Source organism: Phycicoccus sp. M110.8 (genome assembly GCF_032464895.1).
GTDB lineage: Bacteria > Actinomycetota > Actinomycetes > Actinomycetales > Dermatophilaceae > Pedococcus.
On the sequence record NZ_JAWDIC010000004.1, the window covers coordinates 556397 to 574137 of the forward strand.

Genomic DNA, 17741 nt, shown 5'->3' on the forward strand with positions numbered 1-17741 from the left:
GCGAAGGAGGAACGGTGATCGAGCTCGAGGACGTGCCGGAGCTGGACAACCCGGTCGTGATCGCAGCCTTCGAGGGGTGGAACGACGCCGGCGAGGCAGCCACGGCAGCCATCGACCACCTCGTCGACGTCTGGGACGCCGAGCCCATCGCGGCCCTCGACCCCGAGGAGTACTACGACTTCCAGGTCAACCGCCCCCGCGTCGTGCTCGACGACGGCCGGCGCCGCATCCACTGGCGGACGACCCGGATCCTCGTGGCCTCGAGCTCGGGCCTGGACCGCGACGTGGTCCTCGTGCAGGGCATCGAGCCGTCGTTCCGCTGGCGCGCCTTCACGATCGAGCTGATGGAGTTCGCCCAGGAGGTCGGGGCGAGCACCGTCATCACCCTCGGCGCCCTGATGGCCGACGTGGCGCACACCCGCCCCATCCCGGTGACGGCGACCTCCGAGGACGAGGACGTCATCCACCGCTTCGACCTCGAGCCGAGCCGGTACGAGGGCCCCACGGGGATCGTGGGCGTCCTCGCCGACGCAGCCACCCAGAGCGGGTTGCAGTCGGTCTCGTGCTGGGCCGCGGTGCCGCACTACGCCGGCCACACCCCCTCGCCCAAGGCCACCCTCGCCCTCATCTCCAAGCTCGAGGAGCTGCTGGACGCCCCCATCCCCCACGGCGACCTCCCCGAGGGCGCACGTGCGTGGGAGCGCGGCGTGAACGAGCTCGCCGAGACCGACGACGAGGTCGCCGAGTACGTCCAGTCCCTGGAGCAGGCCCAGGACACGGCGGACCTGCCCGAGGCCAGCGGCGACGCCATCGCGCGGGAGTTCGAGCGGTACCTGCGACGGCGCGGCCAGGACGGCGGCCCGCAGCCGGGCCCCGGGGGTCCGGCCTAGCCCTTCGTCCGGACCGAGTCCTCGTCCTGTCCGGACCCTCCTCGGTCCGGACCCTCGCCCGGACCAGACCCGGGTGGGACTAGACCCGCACGCCGAGGATCGCGTCGACCGCGCGGGCCAGCACGCCCGGAGCGGCCTCGTCCTCGCCGCCGACCGTGAGGGTGCGGTGGGCCCAGCGGTCCACCACGGCGAGGGCGCCCGGGGTGTCGAGGTCGTCGGCCACCCGGGCGCGCAGCTCCTGCACGGCCCCGTCGGACGACGGCGCCGTGGCGACCGAGAACGCCGCGCGCCACCGGTCCAGACGCTGCTTGGCCTCGGCCAGGCCGGCGTCGGTCCACGACCACTCGGTGCGGTAGTGGTGCGCGAGCAGGGCCAGGCGGATCGCCATCGGGTCGACGCCATCGGCGCGCAGCTTCGAGACGAGCACCAGGTTGCCCCGGGACTTGCTCATCTTCTCGCCGTCGAGGCCCACCATCGCCTGGTGCGCGTACGTGCGGGCGAACGGCCGCTCCCCCGTCAGGACGGTGGCCTGCGTCGCGCTCATCTCGTGGTGCGGGAAGACGAGGTCGGTGCCGCCGCCCTGCACGTCGAACGCCATGCCGAGGTGGTCGAGGGCGATGGACGTGCACTCGATGTGCCATCCCGGCCGGCCGTCGGCCAGCCCCTTCGCGGGCCACGACGGCTCCCCCGGCCGGGCGGCGCGCCACAGCAGGGGGTCGAGGCGGTCGCGCTTGCCCGCGCGATCGGGGTCGCCGCCCCGCTCGGCGAAGACGGCCATCATCTGCTCGCGGGACCAGTTGGAGACCGACCCGAAGCCGGGGTCGCGGCGCAGGTCGAGGTAGATGTCGTCGCCGGCCTCGGAATCCGGCGTGTCCACGGCATACGCCGCACCGGACTCCAGGAGCGCCCGCACCGCCGCGGCCACCGGGACGATGCTCTCGACGACCCCGACGTACTGGTCCGGGGGGATCACGGCCAGCGCCGTCATGTCCTCGCGGAACAGCGCGATCTGGTCGGCCGCCAGCTGCTCCCAGCCGACACCGTCGCGCTGGGCCCGCTCGAGCAGCGGGTCGTCGACGTCGGTGATGTTCTGGACGTACTGCACCCGGTGCCCGGCGTCGCGCAGCGCGCGGCCCAGCACGTCGAAGGTCACGTAGGTCGCGGCGTGGCCCATGTGCGTCGCGTCGTAGGGGGTGATCCCACAGACGTACAGGCGTGCGGTGGGGCCTGGCGTGAGGGCGCGGACGGCCGCGGTCGAGGTGTCGAAGAGCTGGACGGGGCGACCGGTGCCCGGCACGGAGGGGATGGAGGGCGTGGGCCAGGAGATCACGGACGAAGCCTACGGGGGCGGCTCAGAGCGGCGGCCACGGGATGGCCGGCCACTGCCCCGACGGCGTGGGGTATGCCGCGGCCGCCAGCAGGGCGCGGCAGCGCGCCTCCAGGGCCGCCACCTCGGCGGGGGTGAGCAGCACGTCGAGCTCGGCCCGCAGGTCCGACGTGCCGTCGGAGACGGCCGCCAGCACCCGGTCGACGCGGGCCAGCTCCTCGTCGGCGACCGGCTGGCCGGCGAACCCCCACAGCACGGTTCGCAGCTTGCGCTCCTCGTGCAGGCTGACGCCGTGGTCGAAGCCGCGCAGCCCGCCCTCGACCCGGACGAGGTGCGAGCCCTTGCGGTCGGCGTTGTTGATCACCGCGTCGAACACCGCCACCGAGCGGGCGGCGGCCGTGTCCTCGTGCACGACGACGACGGCACGCCCCCGCTCGTCCTCGCCCCGCAGCACCGGCAACCACCCCTCGGGGACGTGACCGACCGGGACGACGTCGACGGGGTGCTCCGGCACCTCCTCGGGGTCGCCGACCCAGCGCTGCACCGAACCGGGACCGTGCGGCCCCTCGCGCAGCACCGTCGCCGGGACGACGTCCCACCCGCCCAGGTCGCTGATGAGCCGGGCCGCCACCTCGCGGGCCGCGAGTGACCCGTCCGGGAAGTCCCACAGCGGTCGCTCGCCCGAGATCGGCTTGTACACCGCGAGTGGGCCCTCGTCGGAGCCGAGGCGCACGAGCAGCGCCAGGTTGGACGCGTCCGCGAGGGCACCGAGCACCACCAGGTCCGCCGTGGTGAGCAGCTCCTCGACGGCCCGCGGTTCGGTCGGCCAGCCGCTCAGCGCTTGTATCCGTTCGCGCGTGGACAGATGTGGCCCTCGGGCTCCAGCGGGCCACCGCAGAAGGGGCACGGCGGGCGGCCGGCGGAGACCACCGACTGGGCCCGGCGGGCGAACGCCCGCGCGTTCGCGGGCGGGAGCACGACGCGGATCTGGCGGGGCTCCTCGGTCAGGACCGACGGGTCGAGGCTGGCCTCGGGGTCGTCGGGGTCGCGGTCGAGTGCCTCGATCACGACCACGCCGCGGGCCTCGTCCCAGGCGAGGCTGAGCGTGTTGACCCGGAACTCGTCCTCGATGGGCGTGTCCAGCGGCGCGTTGTCGACCAGGGCGGCAGCGGCGTGGTCGCCCCCCGCTCCCCCGGCGTAGCTGTCCAGCAGGTCGTTGATGCGGTCGGCCAGGACCGACACCTGCTCCTTCTCCAGCGACACGCTCGTGACCCGACGGCCCGAGCTGGCCTGCAGGAAGAAGGTGCGCTGGCCCGGGGGGCCGACGGTGCCGGCCACGAACCGGTCCGGTGGGTCGAACTCGACGAGCGCCATGGAGCGAGCCTAACCGGCGCCCCCACCCACGGCGGCGTCGGCCGGGGGCGGCTCCTGGGTGTGGAAGCGCGAGAGGTCGGGGGCGACGTCGTTGGCGGCGAGCAGGAACGTGTGCCGGCCGCCGTACCGGACCACCGAGACCGACGCCGGGTCGGCCGTGTAGCGCTGGAACCGGCCCAGGCCCGCGCCCGTCGCGTCGGCGAGCAGCGCCTTGACCAGGTCGCCGTGCGTGACCGCCGCCCACACGGCGTTCTCGCCGTGGGCCTCGCGCACCTGCGCGTCGTGCCGCTGCACCGCGCGCACGACGCGGTCGGACATCTCGGCCAGGCTCTCCGCGGCATACCGCTCGTCGTCGGGGAAGCGCGCCGAGGCGGGGTCGTCCTGCACGGTGGACCACAGCGGCTCCTTGGCGAGCTCGCTGAGCCTGCGGCCGGTCCACGCGCCGTAGGCGCACTCCTGCAGGTCGTCCTCGACCACGACGTCGGCGCCCACGGCGGCCGCGATGACCTCGGCCGTCTCCCGGCACCGCTCGAGCGGGCTGCTCACGACGCGGGCGAGCGTGGCACCGGCGAACCGCTCGGCCAGCCTCGCCACCTGCTCACGCCCCCGGTCGCTGAGGTGTATGCCGGGGGTGCGGCCCGCGAGGGTGCCGTCGCCGTTCGACGTCGAGTGGCCGTGGCGGACGAGGATGACGGTGGGCACGCACGAACCATACGTGTGGCTGCGTGCCCGGCGGCCCGCGGCGTGGTGGAGTGGTCCCCGTGATCGTGGACCAGGCCATCTACCGGCGAGGGCGTCGTGAGCCGTGCGGCGACCTCAGCGACGCGCTCGACGCCCTGCGCGCCGACGAGGAAAGCACCGACTTCCTCTGGATCGGGCTCAAGGACCCGACATCGGCGGAGTTCGACCTCGTCAACGAGGAGCTGCAGCTGCACCCGCTCGCGGTCGAGGACGCCGTCAACGGCCACCAGCGGGCCAAGGTCGAGCTGTACGACAACACGATGTTCGTCGTCCTCAAGCCGCTGCGGTACATCGAGGAGACCTCGGACATCGAGACCGGCGAGGTCATGATGTTCGTCGGCGACCGGTTCGTCGTCACCGTGCGGTACGGCGAGGCCGGCCCGCTGAAGTCGGTGCGGGCACGACTCGAGGCGAATCCCGAGATGCTCTCGCACGGGGCCATCGCGGTGCTGCACGCCGTCACGGACGCGGTCGTCGACAACTACCTGGCCATCGACGCCGAGCTCCAGGACGACCTCGAGGAGATCGAGCAGTCGGTCTTCGCGGGGTCCGACACGGTGACCTCGGAGACGATCTACCGGCTCAAGCGCGAGGTGCTGGAGTTCCGGCGCGCGGCGACGCCGCTCGCGGCTCCCCTGCGGATGCTCCACGACGGATCGCGCTCGCCCCTGCCGGACAAGGAGGTCCGGCTGCTGCTTCGCGATGTCGCCGACCACCTGCTGCGGGTCATCGACCACATGGAGTCCTACGACCGGCTGCTCACGGACATCCTCAGCGCGCACCTGGCACAGATCTCGGTGCAGCAGAACAACGACATGCGCAAGATCTCGGCCTGGGTCGCGATGGCCGCGGTGCCGACCATGATCGCCGGCATCTACGGCATGAACTTCGACCACATGCCCGAGCTGCACTGGTACTACGGCTACTTCGGCGCCCTGGGCCTCATGGGAGGTGCGTGCGTCGTGCTCTACCGCATGTTCAAGAAGTCGGGCTGGCTGTAGCGCGACGGGCGGCCCAGCCGGTCAGGTGGCCGACATGACCCCCGTGGCGAGGAGCACGGCGAGCACGATGCCGAGGGGCACCCGGTACCAGACGAAGGCCGTGATCTTGTTGCTGGAGACGAACCGCAGCAGCCACGCGATCGAGGCGTAGGCGACGACGAACGCGACCACGATGCCGACGGCCATCTGGGCCCCGCCGAGCAGCTTGAGGTGATCCTTCTCCTGCACGGCCTCGAACAGGCCGGCCGCGGTCAGGGCCGGGATCGCCATGAAGAAGGACAGGCGCGTCGCCGAGACGCGGTCGATGCCGCGGAACAGGCCTGCGGAGATCGTGGCGCCGGAGCGCGACACCCCGGGGATGAGCGCGAAGCACTGCACGAGACCGATGACGAGGCCGTCCATGAGGGTGACGCCGCCCTCGGTGCGCTCCACGCCCTCGCGCTCGAGCTTGCCGTGCCGCGACTCGGCGAGCCACATGACGACGCTCCACAGGATGAGCGCTGCCGCGACCACCCAGAGGCTGCGCAGCGGTCCGCTGATGAGGTCCTTGGCGAGGAAGCCGACGATCCCCACCGGGATCGAGCCGACGATGACGGCCCAGGCCAGCTGGTAGTCGTGGTCCGTGCGCGCCTCGGCGCTGCCGAGGCCACGGACCCACGCGACCAGCAGCCGCACGATGTCGCGCCAGAAGAAGATCAGGGTGGCCAGGATCGCGCCGAGCTGGATGATCGCGGTGTATGCCGTGATCGCGGGGGCGTCGACCTGCAGCCCCAGCAGCTTCTCGGTGATGGTGAGGTGCCCGGTGGAGGACACCGGCAGGAACTCGGTGAGGCCCTCGACGATGCCGAGGATGATGGCCTGGAGGAAGCTCAGCGTCACTGGTCTGCTTTCGTGGGGGCGGGAACGGCGGAGCCAGTCTCCCCCATGAGCTCGGCCATGGTGCGCACGACCCGCAGGCGGTCCTCCAGGGCGCCGGCGAACGGCGCCACCGACAGCGTGCCCACGCCCGCGTCGGCATACCGCTGGAGCCGGTCGCGGATGCGGTCCGGCGGCCCGATGAGGGTCGTCGCGTCGATGAACTCGAACGGCACGGCCGCCGCGGCGTCGCGGTGCTGCTTGGCCAGGTACAGGTCCTGCACCCTCGCGGCGGCCTCCTCGAAGCCCATGCGGCAGGCGAGCCGGTTGTAGAAGTTCTGCTCGCGCGAGCCCATGCCGCCCACGTACAGCGCGGCATACGGGCGGATCGCGTCGGCCGCCGCCTCGACGTCGTGGGCGATGACGACGGGCACCGACGGGGCGATGTCGAAGCCGGTCAGCGGGTCGGTGCCGTCGGCGCCGTGCCCGGCCCGCCGGCGACCGGTGCGCACGGACTCGACGAGGTCGCCGGAGTGCTCGGGGCTGAAGAAGATCGCGTGCCACCCGTCGGCGACCTCACCGGCCAGCTCGAGGTTCTTCGGCCCGACGGCGGCGAGGTAGAGCGGGATGTGCGGGCGCGGCGGGTGGACCGTCAGCTTGAGCGCCTTGCCGGGCCCGTCGGGCAGCGGCAGCGTGAAGTGCTTCCCCCGGTACGAGACGGTCTCGCGGCGCAGCGCCATCCGCACGATGTCGACGTACTCGCGGGTGCGGCCCAGCGGCGCGTCGAAGCGCACGCCGTGCCAGCCCTCGCTCACCTGCGGGCCGCTCACGCCGAGGCCGAGGCGGAACCGCCCGCCCGACAGCGTGTCGAGGGTGGCGGCCGTCATCGCGGTCATGGCGGGCGTCCGGCCGGGGATCTGCATGACGGCCGCGCCGAGCCCGATGCGCTCGGTCTGCGCGCCGATCCACGCCAGGACGGTGGGGACGTCGGAGCCGTACGCCTCGGCCGCCCACGCGACCGCGTAGCCGAGCCGGTCGGCCTCCTTGGCGACGGCGACGTTGTCGCCGTCGACGCCCATGCCGAAGTAGCCGAGGTTCACGCCGAGTTCCATGGGGCGAGGCTAGCGGCGGGCCGTCCCGACACCGCTGGCGCGGCCAAGTACGGTACCGAGACATGCGCCACAGACGAATGGGCAGCTCCGGGCTGTCGGTCTCCCGCCTCGCCCTCGGGACGATGACGTGGGGGCGGACCACCGACGAGGAGGGCGCGCGCGAGCAGCTGCGCACCTTCCTCGACGCCGGCGGCGACCTCGTCGACACCGCGCACGGGTATGCCGACGGGGCGTCGGAGGAGATCATCGGCCGGCTGCTCGAGGACGAGGTGTCCCGCGAGGACCTGCTCATCTGCACCAAGTCGGGCATCTCGCGCCGCTCCGGGCACCGCGTCGTGGACACCTCGCGGCACAGCCTGCTGAGCCAGCTGGACACCTCGCTGGAGCGGCTCGGCACCGACCACGTCGACTTCTGGCTCGTGCACACCTGGTCGGACGAGGTGCCGCTGAGCGAGACGCTGTCGGCGCTGGAGTGGGCCGTGGGCACGGGCCGCGCCCGCTACGTCGGGGTCTCCAACTACAGCGGCTGGCAGACCACGCGGGCCCTGTCGCTGCTCGAGCAGGCCCGGGTGCCGCTGGTCGCCAACGAGGTCGAGTACTCGCTCGTCAACCGGTCGGCCGAGCCGGACCTGCTGGCCGCCGCGCAGGCGCTCGGCTTCGGCCTCCTGCCGTGGTCACCGCTGGGTCGTGGCGTCCTGACCGGCAAGTACCGCAACGGCATACCGGCCGACTCCCGGGCGGCGTCGCGGGACTTCCCGCGGTTCACGGCGCGCTACCTCGACGACCACAGCGTCCAGGTCGTCGAGGCGCTGGCGATCGCCGCGAAGGGCCTGGACGTCTCCCCCGCCGAGGTCGCGCTGGCCTGGGTGCGCGACCGCCCGGGCGTCGTCGCGCCGGTCGTCGGCGCGCGGACGACGGCCCAGCTGCGGACGTCGCTGGCGTCCGAGGACCTCGTGCTGCCCGAGGAGCTCGTGGCGGCGCTGGACGAGGTGTCCGCCTGACAAAGGCGCCTCAGGGGCGGCTGTCGTCCTTGTGCTCGTCCTCGTCGTCCTCGTCGTCCTCGTCGACGTCCTCGTAGTCCTCGTCGTCGAAGCCGGAGTAGACGCCGTCGCCGTCCTCGTCCGAGTGGTCGTCGAGCTCCTCGTCGTCGTCCTCGTCACCGTCGTAGATGTCGAGCGGCGTCATCTCGCCGTAGGCCTGGAGCAGGGCGTCGTCGTAGGCCGCGAACGCGTCGGCGAGGTCGTCGTAGGCCGCGATGACCGTCGGGTCCTCCTCGCCCCGCTTGGCCGCGGAGGCCTCGAGGTGCCGCTCGAACGCGGTGACGAGGGCGTTCAGCGCGCCACGCGGGTCAGCGGTCATGTGTCGACCGTATCGGGTTCTGGGTCAGAATGGAGGGCGATGGTCGAGTACGAGTACCGCGTGCTGAGCTTCACGCGCAAGGATTCCCGGTCCGAGATCCGTCGCACCCTCGCGGAGCACGCGGAGTACGGCCACTGGGAGCTGCACCGCACCCGGATCTACTTGGGGGGCACGCAGCGGACCTGGTTGCGGCGCAAGATCATCCGCGTCCCGCGGCCCCTCTGACAGGACTCAGTGCCGGCCGCGCGCCGGGACGAGCCTGCTGGCTCGCACGAACAGCGCGCCCAGCGTGAGCAGCCCCAGACCGGTGGCCAGAGTGGGCAGCACGTCGCTGCCCGTGAAGGCGAGCCGACCCAGGGCCGACAGCGCCGACACCTGGTCCGCCTGGGACAGCGAGGAGCCGTGGGTGCCGCCGGTGTGAACGCCCGCGGCGTGCGAGGCCGACCCCGCCGGGCACGGCACCACGAGCTGCTGCAGCGGCAGCCCGGCCGCCGTGAGCTCGCGGATGACGTCGTGGTCAAGCACGACGAGGGTGGTCTGCACGGGGACCACCTGACGGGTCACGCGCACGCAGGCACCGAGCAGACCCTGCACGGCCGCGTCGACGGCGGCGACGTGGTCTCCGGCCGGCACCGCTCCGGCGGGGCACGGCGCGAAGGCCTGCGGGAAGCGCTGCACGAGGGGCGAGGACAGGTCGGCGCCGAGGGCCTTGGCCGAGACCTCGAAGGCGGGCGCTGCGCCGCTCGAGGCGAAGACGCACAGTGACGCGGCCGGGGTGTCGGCTGCAGCGGACGCTCCCGGCTGCGTGGAGCCTGCTGCCGCCGAACCCGAGCGGGTGGAGGCGGAGCCGGACCGTGAGGAGGCGCCGCCGCCCGAGGACGTGCTGGTCGCAGCGGGTCGCGTGCCCGAGCCCGTGCTCGTCGCGGCCGGGGTGCTGCTCCCCGACCCGGTGCTGCTCGTCCCGGTGGGGAGCGGGAGCGCCGGGAGGGACGGGGCGGACGGCAGCGGGACTGGGAGGGTCGGCAGCGCGGCGAGGCCGCCGGTCAGCTGCTGCGTCACGGGCGCCAGGGGGTCCGTCCCGGTCGCCGCCTGGCTCGGAGCCGCCACTGCGGCGAGCCCGCCGCCGGCGACCAGGAGCGCGCCACAGGTGCGCAGGAGGGTGGTGCGGTGGAGTCGCATCGTCGGGGCTCGCTTTCGGCGCAGGTGGTGACGCCGTGACAACGAGGTCGGCCCGCGTTTGGCTACGCGCCGGTAACCGCGACTTTCGCCGGGTGCCGCGCACCCGGCACACGCCTGCTCAGCAGGCGGCGACGAACCGCTGGAGCACGCGGGTCCCGAACTCGAGTGCCGACACCGGCACCCGCTCGTCGATGCCGTGGAACATCGGCGCGAAGTCGAGGTCCGCGGGCAGCTGCAGCGGGGCGAACCCGTAGCCGGTGATGCCCAGCGTGCTCAGCGCCTTGTTGTCCGTGCCACCGGACAGGCAGTACGGCAGGACCTCGGCACCCGGGTCCTCGGCGAGCAGCGCGGCCTTCATGGCGTCGACCAGGGGTCCCTCGAACGGGGAGTCGAGGGCGATGTCACGGTGGACGACCTGGACCTCGACGTGCTCGCCGGCCAGCTGGCGGACGGTCTCGAGCAGGTCGTCGTCGTGACCGGGGAGGAACCGGCAGTCGAGCGAGGCGCTGGCGCTCTGCGGGATGACGTTGTGCTTGTACCCGGCCTCGGTCATCGTGAAGTTCGCGGTGTCCTGCAACGTCCCGCGCACGAACCCCTGCGCGCCGCCGAGGTGCTCGAGCAGCTCGTCGAGGTCCTCGTCCGACCACGCCGTGCCGGTGATGCCGCTGAGCCGGTCGAGCAGCTCGCGCACCGAGGCGACGTACTCGCGGGGCCACTTGTGGGCGGCGATGCGGGCGATGGCCTCGGCGAGCCGCACGACGGCGTTCTCGGGGTTGGGGACCGAGCCGTGGCCGGCCCGGCCGGTGGCCACCAGCCGCAGCCAGAGGATCCCCTTCTCGGCGGTCTGCACGAGGTAGGCGCGGGTGTCGCCACCGTCCTTGGCGGGGACCGTGACGCTGTAGCCGCCGACCTCGCTGACGGCCTCGGTCACGCCCTCGAACAGCTCGGGACGGGTGTCGACGACATGGTGGCTTCCCTTGACCCCGCCGGCCTCCTCGTCTGCGAAGAAGGCGACGACCAGGTCGCGCGGCGGCTTGGCGCCGCGGCGGGCGAGGTCGCGGACGACGGCGAGGATCATCGCGTCCATGTCCTTCATGTCGACGGCGCCCCGACCCCAGACGCAGCCGTCGCGCAGCTCGCCGGAGAACGGGTCGACCTGCCAGTCGGCTGCGTTGGCCGGGACGACGTCGAGGTGGCCGTGGATGCACAGGCCGGGGCGGTCGCGGTCCTCGCCCTCGAGCCGGACGACGACGCTGGTGCGACCCGGGTCGGACTCGACGACCTCGGGCTCGAGGCCGACCTCGCGGAGCAGGCCGACGACGTAGTCGGCCGCCTCCCTCTCCCCCGGCCCGCTGCCGTCCCCGAAGTTGGTCGAGTCGATCCGGATCAGCTCCTGGCAGATGCGGACGACCTCGTCCTCCGGGCGGATGTCCTGCGGGGTCGAGTCGCTCATGTCCCCACCCTAGGGGCGGATTGGGTGACGGGTGGGGCTGGGTGCTATCGTTCCGGACCGCAGCAGGCGCTCCCCCAGAGGGCCTGTTCACACCCTGTCCGGGTGGCGGAATGGCAGACGCGCTAGCTTGAGGTGCTAGTGCCCTTTATCGGGCGTGGGGGTTCAAGTCCCCCTCCGGACACCAACGAAGAAGGGCCCCGACACGCATTCGTCGGGGTCCTTCTTCGCGTATGCGCCGCCGCGCACTTGCGAGGAGCCCGCGAGGGACAAGCGGGCGACGGCTCCCCTCCGGACACCAACGAGGAAGGACCCCGACACGCTTTTCGTCGGGTCGTTTTCGTATGCCGGCGGGGCTGGCGTGTGGGCACACCGCCCTAGGGATGGCGAATACGGTAGACGGTCTGTCCCCCGGCATGCGCCAGGACACCGTCCCTGGAGATGGCGGCCTGGGTGGAGGGACTCACCCCGGTGCCGCCCCGACGGAAGATCGTGACCGCGTCGCCAGAGCGTAGGTACTGGGTCAGCTCGGTCTGCCACCGGGCGTTGGTGGCCCGGGGTCCGCTCGCGCGGTCCGGCCCGTAGGTGCGCCCCGTCACGTCGACCCAGTTGGGGCATCCCGCGGCGAGGCCGCGCGAGAGCGCGTCGAGCTCGATGAGGGCCATGGGCGCGTCCGACATCACGCACCTCGATCCCGCGACAGACCGGGCCAGCGCCTCGGCGCCCGGCAGCGGCCTGAGCGCGGCCGCGCCGGTCGCGAGCACTACCAGGGTGACCGCGGAGACGAGCACCGTCGGCATCCAGTCGGCCACCGTGGTGGCGATTCGCAGGTGTGGTCGGGGAGCCGCGGCGGCTGCCACCGTCACCGCCATGCTCCCGGCCAGGTAGTCGCAGTAGTAGGGGAACCAGGAGGGCGCCGCGAGGAGGACCACCAGCTGCAGGCCCAGCACCACGACGATCCCCCGCGCACCCGTCACCGACCAGGCTCGCAGGACGACGAGGAGAAAGACCGCGGCCGTCAGCACGGTCCCTGCTGCCACCGCGCTGCCCGGCAGGGGCCCGTCGAGCCGGATGAACGTGCCCAGGTCGGCGAGCCGCGGGAGGGGGTTCCTGCTCGGGTGCCGGCCCAGCTGGGCCACGACCACCGAGGACCACATCGGGCCCGGGGCAGCGAGGAAGAATGGCGCGGTGACCACCAGCCCGGCACCGACGACGCCCGAGCCCAGGAGAGCGAGCGCTCGCCGCGGACGAGCCGCCCCACGGGCGCACCAGACCACGACTGCCGCGACCGGCACGACCCACCAGATCTTGACGCAGACCGCCAGCCCCAGCGCAGCACCCGCTGCGGTCCCCAGCCATGCGCCAGGCGCCCGCCGTGCTCGCAGAGCCAGGAGCAGCCCGGTCAGGAAGAACAGGTTCCCCACCGGCTCGAGCTTGGTCAGGTATTCCGCCCCCACCGCCCCGAACCACGTTGCGTAGAAGAGCCCCCCGACCAGAGCCGCGCGGCCGCCGAGCCCGAGGTACCGGCACACCCGCACGACCAGGACCGCGTTGGTAGCCCCTACCAGCGCCATCGAGAGGTTCGCGACCAGGAAGCTCGTCGGGTCGTCCAGAACCCTCGTGAGCGCAGCCCACGGTGCCAGGGCCAGTAGCTCCCCGGGTGGGTGGAGGTAGACGAAGTCGCGGTACGGCATCCGCCCGAAGGTCAGGGCGTCGGACCCCGCGAAGTACACGGCGGCGTCATACCCGAAGTTCGCCCGCAGGGCGCCAGAACTCACCACCACGAGGGCTCGAAAAACCGCGGCGAGGAGGAACACGACGACCTCGACCCGCCCCACGACGGTCAGGATTCTCGCGGGCACACCGACATCGTGCCCCGTCGCGCGGTGGCTCGCCCGTGCCGACGGGTGGTCGATGCTCAGCTCGCCCGCCCGTCCCGAGGGCCGCCCCTGCCTTTCCCGGTGGCCACGCAGAACTCGGCCCACTCCCGCGCCCACGCCCGGTGGCGCTGGCGGTCCAGGCCCTGACGGACCGCGACGCATGCCAGGCCGAGGACCGCGAGCGCGCTCAACCACCCGCTCACGCCCACCAGGGTGCCGATCGCGGCCGACCGGGCGGGTGAGAGCGGCAGCGGCGCCGGCCACCCGGCGGCGTCCAGCCAGACCCGGACATGGGCGCCGGCGCGCAGGCCGTGGTCGGTCGGCACGAGGCCCTCACGGGTCGACCCCCCGGGCAGGTGCCAGCGGGCCGGGGTGCGCGTGGACGCCGCCACCAGCTCCCCGGATGCGTCGACGGCGACCGGAGGGGCGTCCTGCAGCAGGACGGCCGTGACCGAGTGGCCCGCTGCGCGCTGCCGAGCGGCGTCGGCGGCGAGGTTGCGCCCGACCGCGAGCCCGAGCCCGGCCAGGAGCGGGACCAGCAGCACCGCGAGCAGGAGCGACCCGAGGAGGGTGCCGGCCTCGACCCGGTCGCTGCGGCGCACGAGGCTCGCGGAGGGCGCCCACAGCGTCCGCCACTGGGCGGCCACCTGGCGCCCCAGGCGCCGGGTGCCGTCCCCCTGGCGGGGAGTGCGCTGCCGGTGGGATGCCGTCGGCGGCTCTGGTGAGGAAGCAGGGCGTCCGCCCGGCCCGTCGTCGGAGAGCACCTGCCCCACCTCCCTCAGGACGGGCTGACGGTCTGGACCGCCGGCGTGATGAGGCCGTAGTGGCCGTCGTACCGGTGGTAGAGCACGCACCCGCGCCGCCCGGTGGTCGCGTCACGGAAGAAGCAGAACGGCATACCGGTGAGGTTGAGCCGCTCCACCGCCTGTGCGGTGGCCAGGCGCGGTGCCGTGTGGGGGCTCACCGTGACGCCGAGGTGGGCCGCGACGGCGGCACCGTGCGGTGGCCGTCGGGCGTAGGCGAGGCGCAGGCCGGTCGGACCGCCCCGGTAGACCACGCAGTCGATGCCGGTGCAGGCCTCCTCGAAGAGGTGGAAGTCGTAGTCGAGCAGCTCCAGCTCGGCCACCGCCTCCTCCACGGTCCGGCGGGCGATGCTGAACGTCTTGTGCCGCACGACCTCGCGCTCCGCCTCCGGGCGCGGGAACCAGGTGTGCCGGCGGGTCGGCTCGGCGTCGTGCTGCCACTCGTGCGCCGCGTAGGAGGGCTCGTGCCCCCGACGCGCCTCCCAGTGCCGGGCCGCGCGCTGGACCAGGCGGCGCAGGCGGGCGTCGAGCAGGTCGACGGCCTCGTGCGCGCCCTCCGCCTCGACCTGGGCCCGCACCAGGCGGCCGTCGAGGTCGAGGTTGGCCTGGGCCACCACGGGCCGGCTGACGGCCGGGTCGCCGTGCCGGGACAGCCGCACCCAGGCGGAGGTGACGGGGACGTGGGTGTGCCTGCCGATGCGCGCCACCTTGGTCCGCACCAGCTCGGCGAGGTCGGGTTCGTCGACGCCGCTGATCGTCACGCGCACGTCCTGCGGGGTCAGGGACTGGGTCGCCTGCACGGTGTCACCTCCGGGGTCGTGGATCGACTCAACCCCGTTCGTACGCTTGGCAGGAGCGGACGCGCAGGGTCGAACGTCCCTGCCACCGACGGGGGCTCGGACGGAGCCTGACGGCATGAGGCCGTTCCAGACGTCCGTCGACCTGTTCCGCGACCGCACCGACGCCGGCAGGCGACTCGCCGCGCTGGTCACGGACCTGCGCGGTGCGGACCCGGTGGTCCTCGGCCTTCCGCGCGGGGGTGTCCCCGTGGCGGTGGAGGTCGCACGGGCCCTGCACGCCCCGCTCGACGTGGTGGTCGCCCACAAGCTCGGGGCGCCCCTGCAGCCGGAGCTCGCCATGGGCGCCGTCGGGGAGGACGGCGTGCTCGTCGTCGACGACCGCACGGTCCGTGCGTGCCGGGTGACGCAGGAGGAGCTGGCGGCCGCCGAGGTGGCCGAGGAGCGCGAGGTGGCGCGCCGCGCGAACCGCTTCCGCGCAGGACGGGAGCCGGTCCCCCTCGCCGGACGGACCGCCGTCGTCGTGGACGACGGGGTCGCCACCGGCGCCACGGCGCGCGCCGCCTGCCTGGTCGCCCAGGCACGCGGCGCCGCCCTGGTCGTCCTGGCGGTGCCGGTCTGCGCACCCGAGGCCGCGGTCGCCCTGCGGCAGGTGTGCGACTCCGTGCGCTGCCTGGTGCGTCCGCGGCACCTGCGCTCGGTCGGCGAGTGGTACGAGAGCTTCCCGCAGGTCGCGGACGACGAGGTGCTGGCGGTGCTGGGCGGACCGGGTCAGGACGCGCGGTGCGCCGGCAGGAGCGGGTAGTCGGGTCCGCACGGCAGCGCCGGCGGCCGGTGCCTGGTTGCGGGGACGGCCGCCGCCGGGTGCGGGTGCCCGGGTGCGGGAACCTCGGGCCCGTGGTGCCCGGCTCCCTGCGCGGGGCGCACCGCCGCGGGGGCTCCGGCCTCCGGCTGCGCCTCGCCCGTCGACGGGCGGCCGAGCTGCTCGACCAGCGCCTCCACCTCGCGCAGGACCTCGGCGAGGCGTCGGGCGGGCTCGTCCTGGAGCAGCGGCGCCAGCGCGGCGAGGCGGACCCGGATCCCTTCCAGTCGGTCGACCGGGTCCACCCCGGCGCCGGCGCCGGCCGCTGGACGCGCGACCGCCGTGGAGTCGGCCGGTCCGGCAGGTGCGGGGGCCACGAGGTGTCCCGGCCGGCGCGGCCTGGTCGTGGAGGCACCCGCGGCGTGCGAGGGCGGCGTCGTGCGCAGGGTGCTCATGCCCGGTCCTCCAGCTGATGCAGGGCCATGGTGACCGTGGCGAAGGCCCGTGCGTGCGACGGGACGATGCGCTCACGGGTGGCGATCCGCAGCAGGGCCCGGGCGCGTCGCAGCACGCGGTCGTCGTCGACGTCCCGCAGCAGCACCGCCGCAGCGGGGCCGGGCGCCCAGGACGGCTCCATGACGTGCCGCAGCAGGTGGATCACCACACCCTGGGGTGACCTGAGGTCGAGGGCCGCGGCCCGGCCGGCGGCGGGCACGGGGAGGGACGGAAGGGGTTGCCGGGTGGGGAGCACTACGCCTCCAAGGGACCGGTGACACGAAGACCGGACGGGGGGTTCCGCACGGTGAGCCCTGCAGCCCGTGGTGGGCGGGACCCCGGCCGGCCGGCTGGCCGACCGGGACCCCGTCTGCCGGGAGTCGCGACTCCCGGCACCGACGGCACCCCCGGCGCCCCACCCCGGCCAGGGCAGTGACCGCGGCTCCCCGCGGCCCGACACCGGATCCTCCGTCGGTAACGCCCCCGTGACCGGAAGCGCACGACCATTGCGCCGGACTCCCCCGGGACCCCCGTAGGGACCTTGGTCCCGTGTGTTTCCGACCGGTCACCTCCGGTGGGGCGCACACCAGTTCCGTCCCGCGCGGCGGGGTCGGCGGGCGCCCGGGTATGCCGTGTGCCCGCGCTCGCGCGCGGGTGCGTCGCCGCCGGGTGCGTTGCCGCCGGGACGGTGACCCGCCGGGACCTTGGCCCCTGCGGGTCCCGGTCCCGGCTCGGCCACGCTGGACCCGACGAAGGAGGCCGCCATGTCGAGCACCCCCACCGTGCCACCGGGGAGCATCGTGGTCGGGGTCGACGCCGACCACCCTGCGACCGAGGTCTTGGATGCGGCGGTGGAGCTGGCCCGAAGGACCGGCAGACGGGTCCACCTGGTCAACGCGACCGGTCTCGGCGTCGTGCCGTGGACCCCGGACGTGCTCGAGCTCCAGGCCCGGCGCCTGGAGGAGCTCCGGGCCCACCTGCAGGAGCAGGCCCCGCGGGAGGTCACCGCCGAGACGGTCGTCGGCGGCGCGGCATCCGCCCTCGTCGAGGGGAGTCGCGACGCCTACCGCGTGGTGCTGGGTGCCGGTCGGCTCCGCCCCCTCACGGCGGCCGTGCTGGGCGCCACGACCCACCAGGTGGCCGCGCACGCCCGGTGCCCGGTGCTCGTCGTCCCGCGCGGGGCGGTGGCGCAGCCCCGCGGCCTCGTGGTCGTCGGGGTCGACCCCGACCCGCACGCGGAGCCGGCGCTGGACGCGGCCTTCACCGAGGCGTCCGAGCGCGGTGTGCCGCTGGTCGCGGTCCACGCGTGGTGGTGGGAGCCGCCGGACCCGCTCGCCACCGAGCCGGAGTGGGCCGGTGACTGGGGTGAGCTCGCGGACGCCCAGCACGTCGTCCTGGCCGAGATGCTGAGCGGGTGGCAGGAGCGCTACCCGGACGTCGAGGTGCGGCCCCGGCTCGTGCGGGGCCAGGCGGTGCCGGTGCTCTGCGACGAGGCCCGGGAGGCCCAGCTGCTCGTCGTGGGCAGTCGGGGCCGCGGCGGCTTCGCCGGTCTGCTGCTGGGATCGGTGGGTACCCGCCTGCTGCACCTGGCGCCCTGTCCCCTGCTCGTGGTCCCGTCCACGTCCCGGGTCGACGGCGGTGAGCCCGAGAGCCGGTCGCCCGAGAGCTGATCGACC

Annotated in this window: 20 protein-coding genes and 1 tRNA gene; 7 read left to right on the plus strand and 14 right to left on the minus strand. The window is 73.9% G+C overall.

Annotation, left to right across the window (positions count from 1 at the left end):
- Positions 1 to 14 precede the first annotated feature (14 nt).
- Positions 15 to 890 carry a PAC2 family protein gene (locus RKE38_RS18095; RefSeq protein ID WP_316008861.1) on the plus strand — a complete coding sequence of 292 codons (876 nt, stop codon included), beginning with the start codon at positions 15 to 17 and terminating at the stop codon, positions 888 to 890.
- Between the two features lie 79 nt (positions 891 to 969).
- Here RKE38_RS18095 and mshC read toward each other — a convergent pair whose 3' ends face one another.
- From mshC to RKE38_RS18115, 4 genes are read right to left on the minus strand one after another with little or no spacing between them, the layout of a single operon-like run.
- Positions 970 to 2220, minus strand: a complete 1251-nt coding sequence (mshC, locus tag RKE38_RS18100; protein ID WP_316008862.1) for a cysteine--1-D-myo-inosityl 2-amino-2-deoxy-alpha-D-glucopyranoside ligase — start codon at positions 2218 to 2220, stop codon at positions 970 to 972.
- 22 nt (positions 2221 to 2242) lie between these two features.
- Positions 2243 to 3082, minus strand: coding sequence for an SCO1664 family protein (locus tag RKE38_RS18105; RefSeq protein ID WP_316008917.1), 840 nt, complete (start codon positions 3080 to 3082; stop codon positions 2243 to 2245).
- Positions 3052 to 3591 carry a DUF3090 domain-containing protein gene (locus RKE38_RS18110; protein WP_316008863.1) on the minus strand — a complete coding sequence of 180 codons (540 nt, stop codon included), beginning with the start codon at positions 3589 to 3591 and terminating at the stop codon, positions 3052 to 3054. The genes RKE38_RS18105 and RKE38_RS18110 overlap by 31 nt, the downstream gene beginning before the upstream one ends.
- 9 nt (positions 3592 to 3600) lie before the next feature.
- Complete coding sequence (locus RKE38_RS18115) at positions 3601 to 4293, minus strand: MSMEG_4193 family putative phosphomutase (RefSeq protein ID WP_316008864.1); 693 nt, start codon at positions 4291 to 4293, stop codon at positions 3601 to 3603.
- 59 nt (positions 4294 to 4352) lie between these two features.
- Between RKE38_RS18115 and corA the strand changes: the two genes are divergently transcribed.
- The gene (corA, locus tag RKE38_RS18120; protein WP_316008865.1) at positions 4353 to 5333 is read left to right on the plus strand and encodes a magnesium/cobalt transporter CorA; all 981 of its coding nucleotides are present in this window, start codon (positions 4353 to 4355) and stop codon (positions 5331 to 5333) included.
- Between the two features lie 21 nt (positions 5334 to 5354).
- Here the strand turns inward: corA and RKE38_RS18125 are convergent, their stop codons facing one another.
- Together RKE38_RS18125 and RKE38_RS18130 are read right to left on the minus strand one after the other, a co-directional pair.
- Positions 5355 to 6212 (minus strand): undecaprenyl-diphosphate phosphatase, encoded by an 858-nt coding sequence (locus tag RKE38_RS18125; protein ID WP_316008866.1) that lies wholly within the window; start codon positions 6210 to 6212, stop codon positions 5355 to 5357.
- Complete coding sequence (locus tag RKE38_RS18130) at positions 6209 to 7300, minus strand: LLM class F420-dependent oxidoreductase (protein ID WP_316008867.1); 1092 nt, start codon at positions 7298 to 7300, stop codon at positions 6209 to 6211. The genes RKE38_RS18125 and RKE38_RS18130 overlap by 4 nt, the downstream gene beginning before the upstream one ends.
- A gap of 62 nt (positions 7301 to 7362) precedes the next feature.
- Between RKE38_RS18130 and RKE38_RS18135 the strand changes: the two genes are divergently transcribed.
- Positions 7363 to 8301 (plus strand): aldo/keto reductase, encoded by a 939-nt coding sequence (locus tag RKE38_RS18135; protein WP_316008868.1) that lies wholly within the window; start codon positions 7363 to 7365, stop codon positions 8299 to 8301.
- Positions 8302 to 8311: 10 nt separating this feature from the next.
- On the opposite strand, the gene RKE38_RS18140 is transcribed toward RKE38_RS18135, so the two are convergent.
- On the minus strand, positions 8312 to 8659 hold the full coding sequence (locus RKE38_RS18140; protein WP_316008869.1) for a hypothetical protein: 348 nt from the start codon (positions 8657 to 8659) through the stop codon (positions 8312 to 8314).
- Positions 8660 to 8698: 39 nt separating this feature from the next.
- Between RKE38_RS18140 and RKE38_RS18145 the strand changes: the two genes are divergently transcribed.
- Positions 8699 to 8884 (plus strand): DUF5703 family protein, encoded by a 186-nt coding sequence (locus tag RKE38_RS18145; protein WP_310157027.1) that lies wholly within the window; start codon positions 8699 to 8701, stop codon positions 8882 to 8884.
- Between the two features lie 6 nt (positions 8885 to 8890).
- Here the strand turns inward: RKE38_RS18145 and RKE38_RS18150 are convergent, their stop codons facing one another.
- Positions 8891 to 9838 carry a hypothetical protein gene (locus RKE38_RS18150; protein WP_316008870.1) on the minus strand — a complete coding sequence of 316 codons (948 nt, stop codon included), beginning with the start codon at positions 9836 to 9838 and terminating at the stop codon, positions 8891 to 8893.
- Between the two features lie 118 nt (positions 9839 to 9956).
- Positions 9957 to 11291, minus strand: a complete 1335-nt coding sequence (locus RKE38_RS18155; RefSeq protein ID WP_316008871.1) for a M20/M25/M40 family metallo-hydrolase — start codon at positions 11289 to 11291, stop codon at positions 9957 to 9959.
- A gap of 96 nt (positions 11292 to 11387) precedes the next feature.
- Here RKE38_RS18155 and RKE38_RS18160 point away from each other — a divergent pair.
- A tRNA-Leu gene (locus tag RKE38_RS18160) sits at positions 11388 to 11475 on the plus strand.
- A gap of 190 nt (positions 11476 to 11665) precedes the next feature.
- On the opposite strand, the gene RKE38_RS18165 is transcribed toward RKE38_RS18160, so the two are convergent.
- The 3 genes from RKE38_RS18165 to RKE38_RS18175 all read right to left on the minus strand — a co-directional run bounded on the left by RKE38_RS18165 (position 11666) and on the right by RKE38_RS18175 (position 14771).
- Positions 11666 to 13150, minus strand: a complete 1485-nt coding sequence (locus RKE38_RS18165; protein WP_316008872.1) for a hypothetical protein — start codon at positions 13148 to 13150, stop codon at positions 11666 to 11668.
- Between the two features lie 56 nt (positions 13151 to 13206).
- The gene (locus RKE38_RS18170; RefSeq protein ID WP_316008873.1) at positions 13207 to 13815 is read right to left on the minus strand and encodes a hypothetical protein; all 609 of its coding nucleotides are present in this window, start codon (positions 13813 to 13815) and stop codon (positions 13207 to 13209) included.
- Positions 13816 to 13946: 131 nt separating this feature from the next.
- Positions 13947 to 14771 carry an HPF/RaiA family ribosome-associated protein gene (locus RKE38_RS18175; protein WP_316008874.1) on the minus strand — a complete coding sequence of 275 codons (825 nt, stop codon included), beginning with the start codon at positions 14769 to 14771 and terminating at the stop codon, positions 13947 to 13949.
- Between the two features lie 115 nt (positions 14772 to 14886).
- On the opposite strand from RKE38_RS18175, the gene RKE38_RS18180 reads away from it, so the two are divergent.
- Complete coding sequence (locus tag RKE38_RS18180; protein ID WP_316008875.1) at positions 14887 to 15573, plus strand: phosphoribosyltransferase; 687 nt, start codon at positions 14887 to 14889, stop codon at positions 15571 to 15573.
- Here RKE38_RS18180 and RKE38_RS18185 read toward each other — a convergent pair.
- Both RKE38_RS18185 and RKE38_RS18190 read right to left on the minus strand, forming a co-directional pair.
- Positions 15540 to 16025 (minus strand): hypothetical protein, encoded by a 486-nt coding sequence (locus RKE38_RS18185; RefSeq protein ID WP_316008876.1) that lies wholly within the window; start codon positions 16023 to 16025, stop codon positions 15540 to 15542. The genes RKE38_RS18180 and RKE38_RS18185 overlap by 34 nt on opposite strands.
- On the minus strand, positions 16022 to 16285 hold the full coding sequence (locus tag RKE38_RS18190; RefSeq protein ID WP_316008877.1) for a hypothetical protein: 264 nt from the start codon (positions 16283 to 16285) through the stop codon (positions 16022 to 16024). Before RKE38_RS18190 ends, RKE38_RS18185 begins: the two co-directional genes overlap by 4 nt.
- A gap of 544 nt (positions 16286 to 16829) precedes the next feature.
- Between RKE38_RS18190 and RKE38_RS18195 the strand changes: the two genes are divergently transcribed.
- Positions 16830 to 17735, plus strand: a complete 906-nt coding sequence (locus RKE38_RS18195; protein ID WP_316008878.1) for a universal stress protein — start codon at positions 16830 to 16832, stop codon at positions 17733 to 17735.
- The last annotated feature ends 6 nt before the right edge of the window (positions 17736 to 17741 follow it).

What these genes read in the sequence shown, in the direction of transcription:
- RKE38_RS18110 (WP_316008863.1), bottom strand. Translation starts at nt 3,591, where the DNA reads ATGGCGCTCGTCGAGTTCGACCCACCGGACCGGTTCGTGGCCGGCACC.
- RKE38_RS18130 (WP_316008867.1), bottom strand. Translation starts at nt 7,300, where the DNA reads ATGGAACTCGGCGTGAACCTCGGCTACTTCGGCATGGGCGTCGACGGC.
- RKE38_RS18135 (WP_316008868.1), top strand. Translation starts at nt 7,363, where the DNA reads ATGCGCCACAGACGAATGGGCAGCTCCGGGCTGTCGGTCTCCCGCCTC.
- RKE38_RS18140 (WP_316008869.1), bottom strand. Translation starts at nt 8,659, where the DNA reads ATGACCGCTGACCCGCGTGGCGCGCTGAACGCCCTCGTCACCGCGTTC.
- RKE38_RS18145 (WP_310157027.1), top strand. Translation starts at nt 8,699, where the DNA reads ATGGTCGAGTACGAGTACCGCGTGCTGAGCTTCACGCGCAAGGATTCC.
- RKE38_RS18150 (WP_316008870.1), bottom strand. Translation starts at nt 9,838, where the DNA reads ATGCGACTCCACCGCACCACCCTCCTGCGCACCTGTGGCGCGCTCCTG.
- RKE38_RS18155 (WP_316008871.1), bottom strand. Translation starts at nt 11,291, where the DNA reads ATGAGCGACTCGACCCCGCAGGACATCCGCCCGGAGGACGAGGTCGTC.
- RKE38_RS18180 (WP_316008875.1), top strand. Translation starts at nt 14,887, where the DNA reads ATGAGGCCGTTCCAGACGTCCGTCGACCTGTTCCGCGACCGCACCGAC.
- RKE38_RS18185 (WP_316008876.1), bottom strand. Translation starts at nt 16,025, where the DNA reads ATGAGCACCCTGCGCACGACGCCGCCCTCGCACGCCGCGGGTGCCTCC.
- RKE38_RS18195 (WP_316008878.1), top strand. Translation starts at nt 16,830, where the DNA reads ATGTCGAGCACCCCCACCGTGCCACCGGGGAGCATCGTGGTCGGGGTC.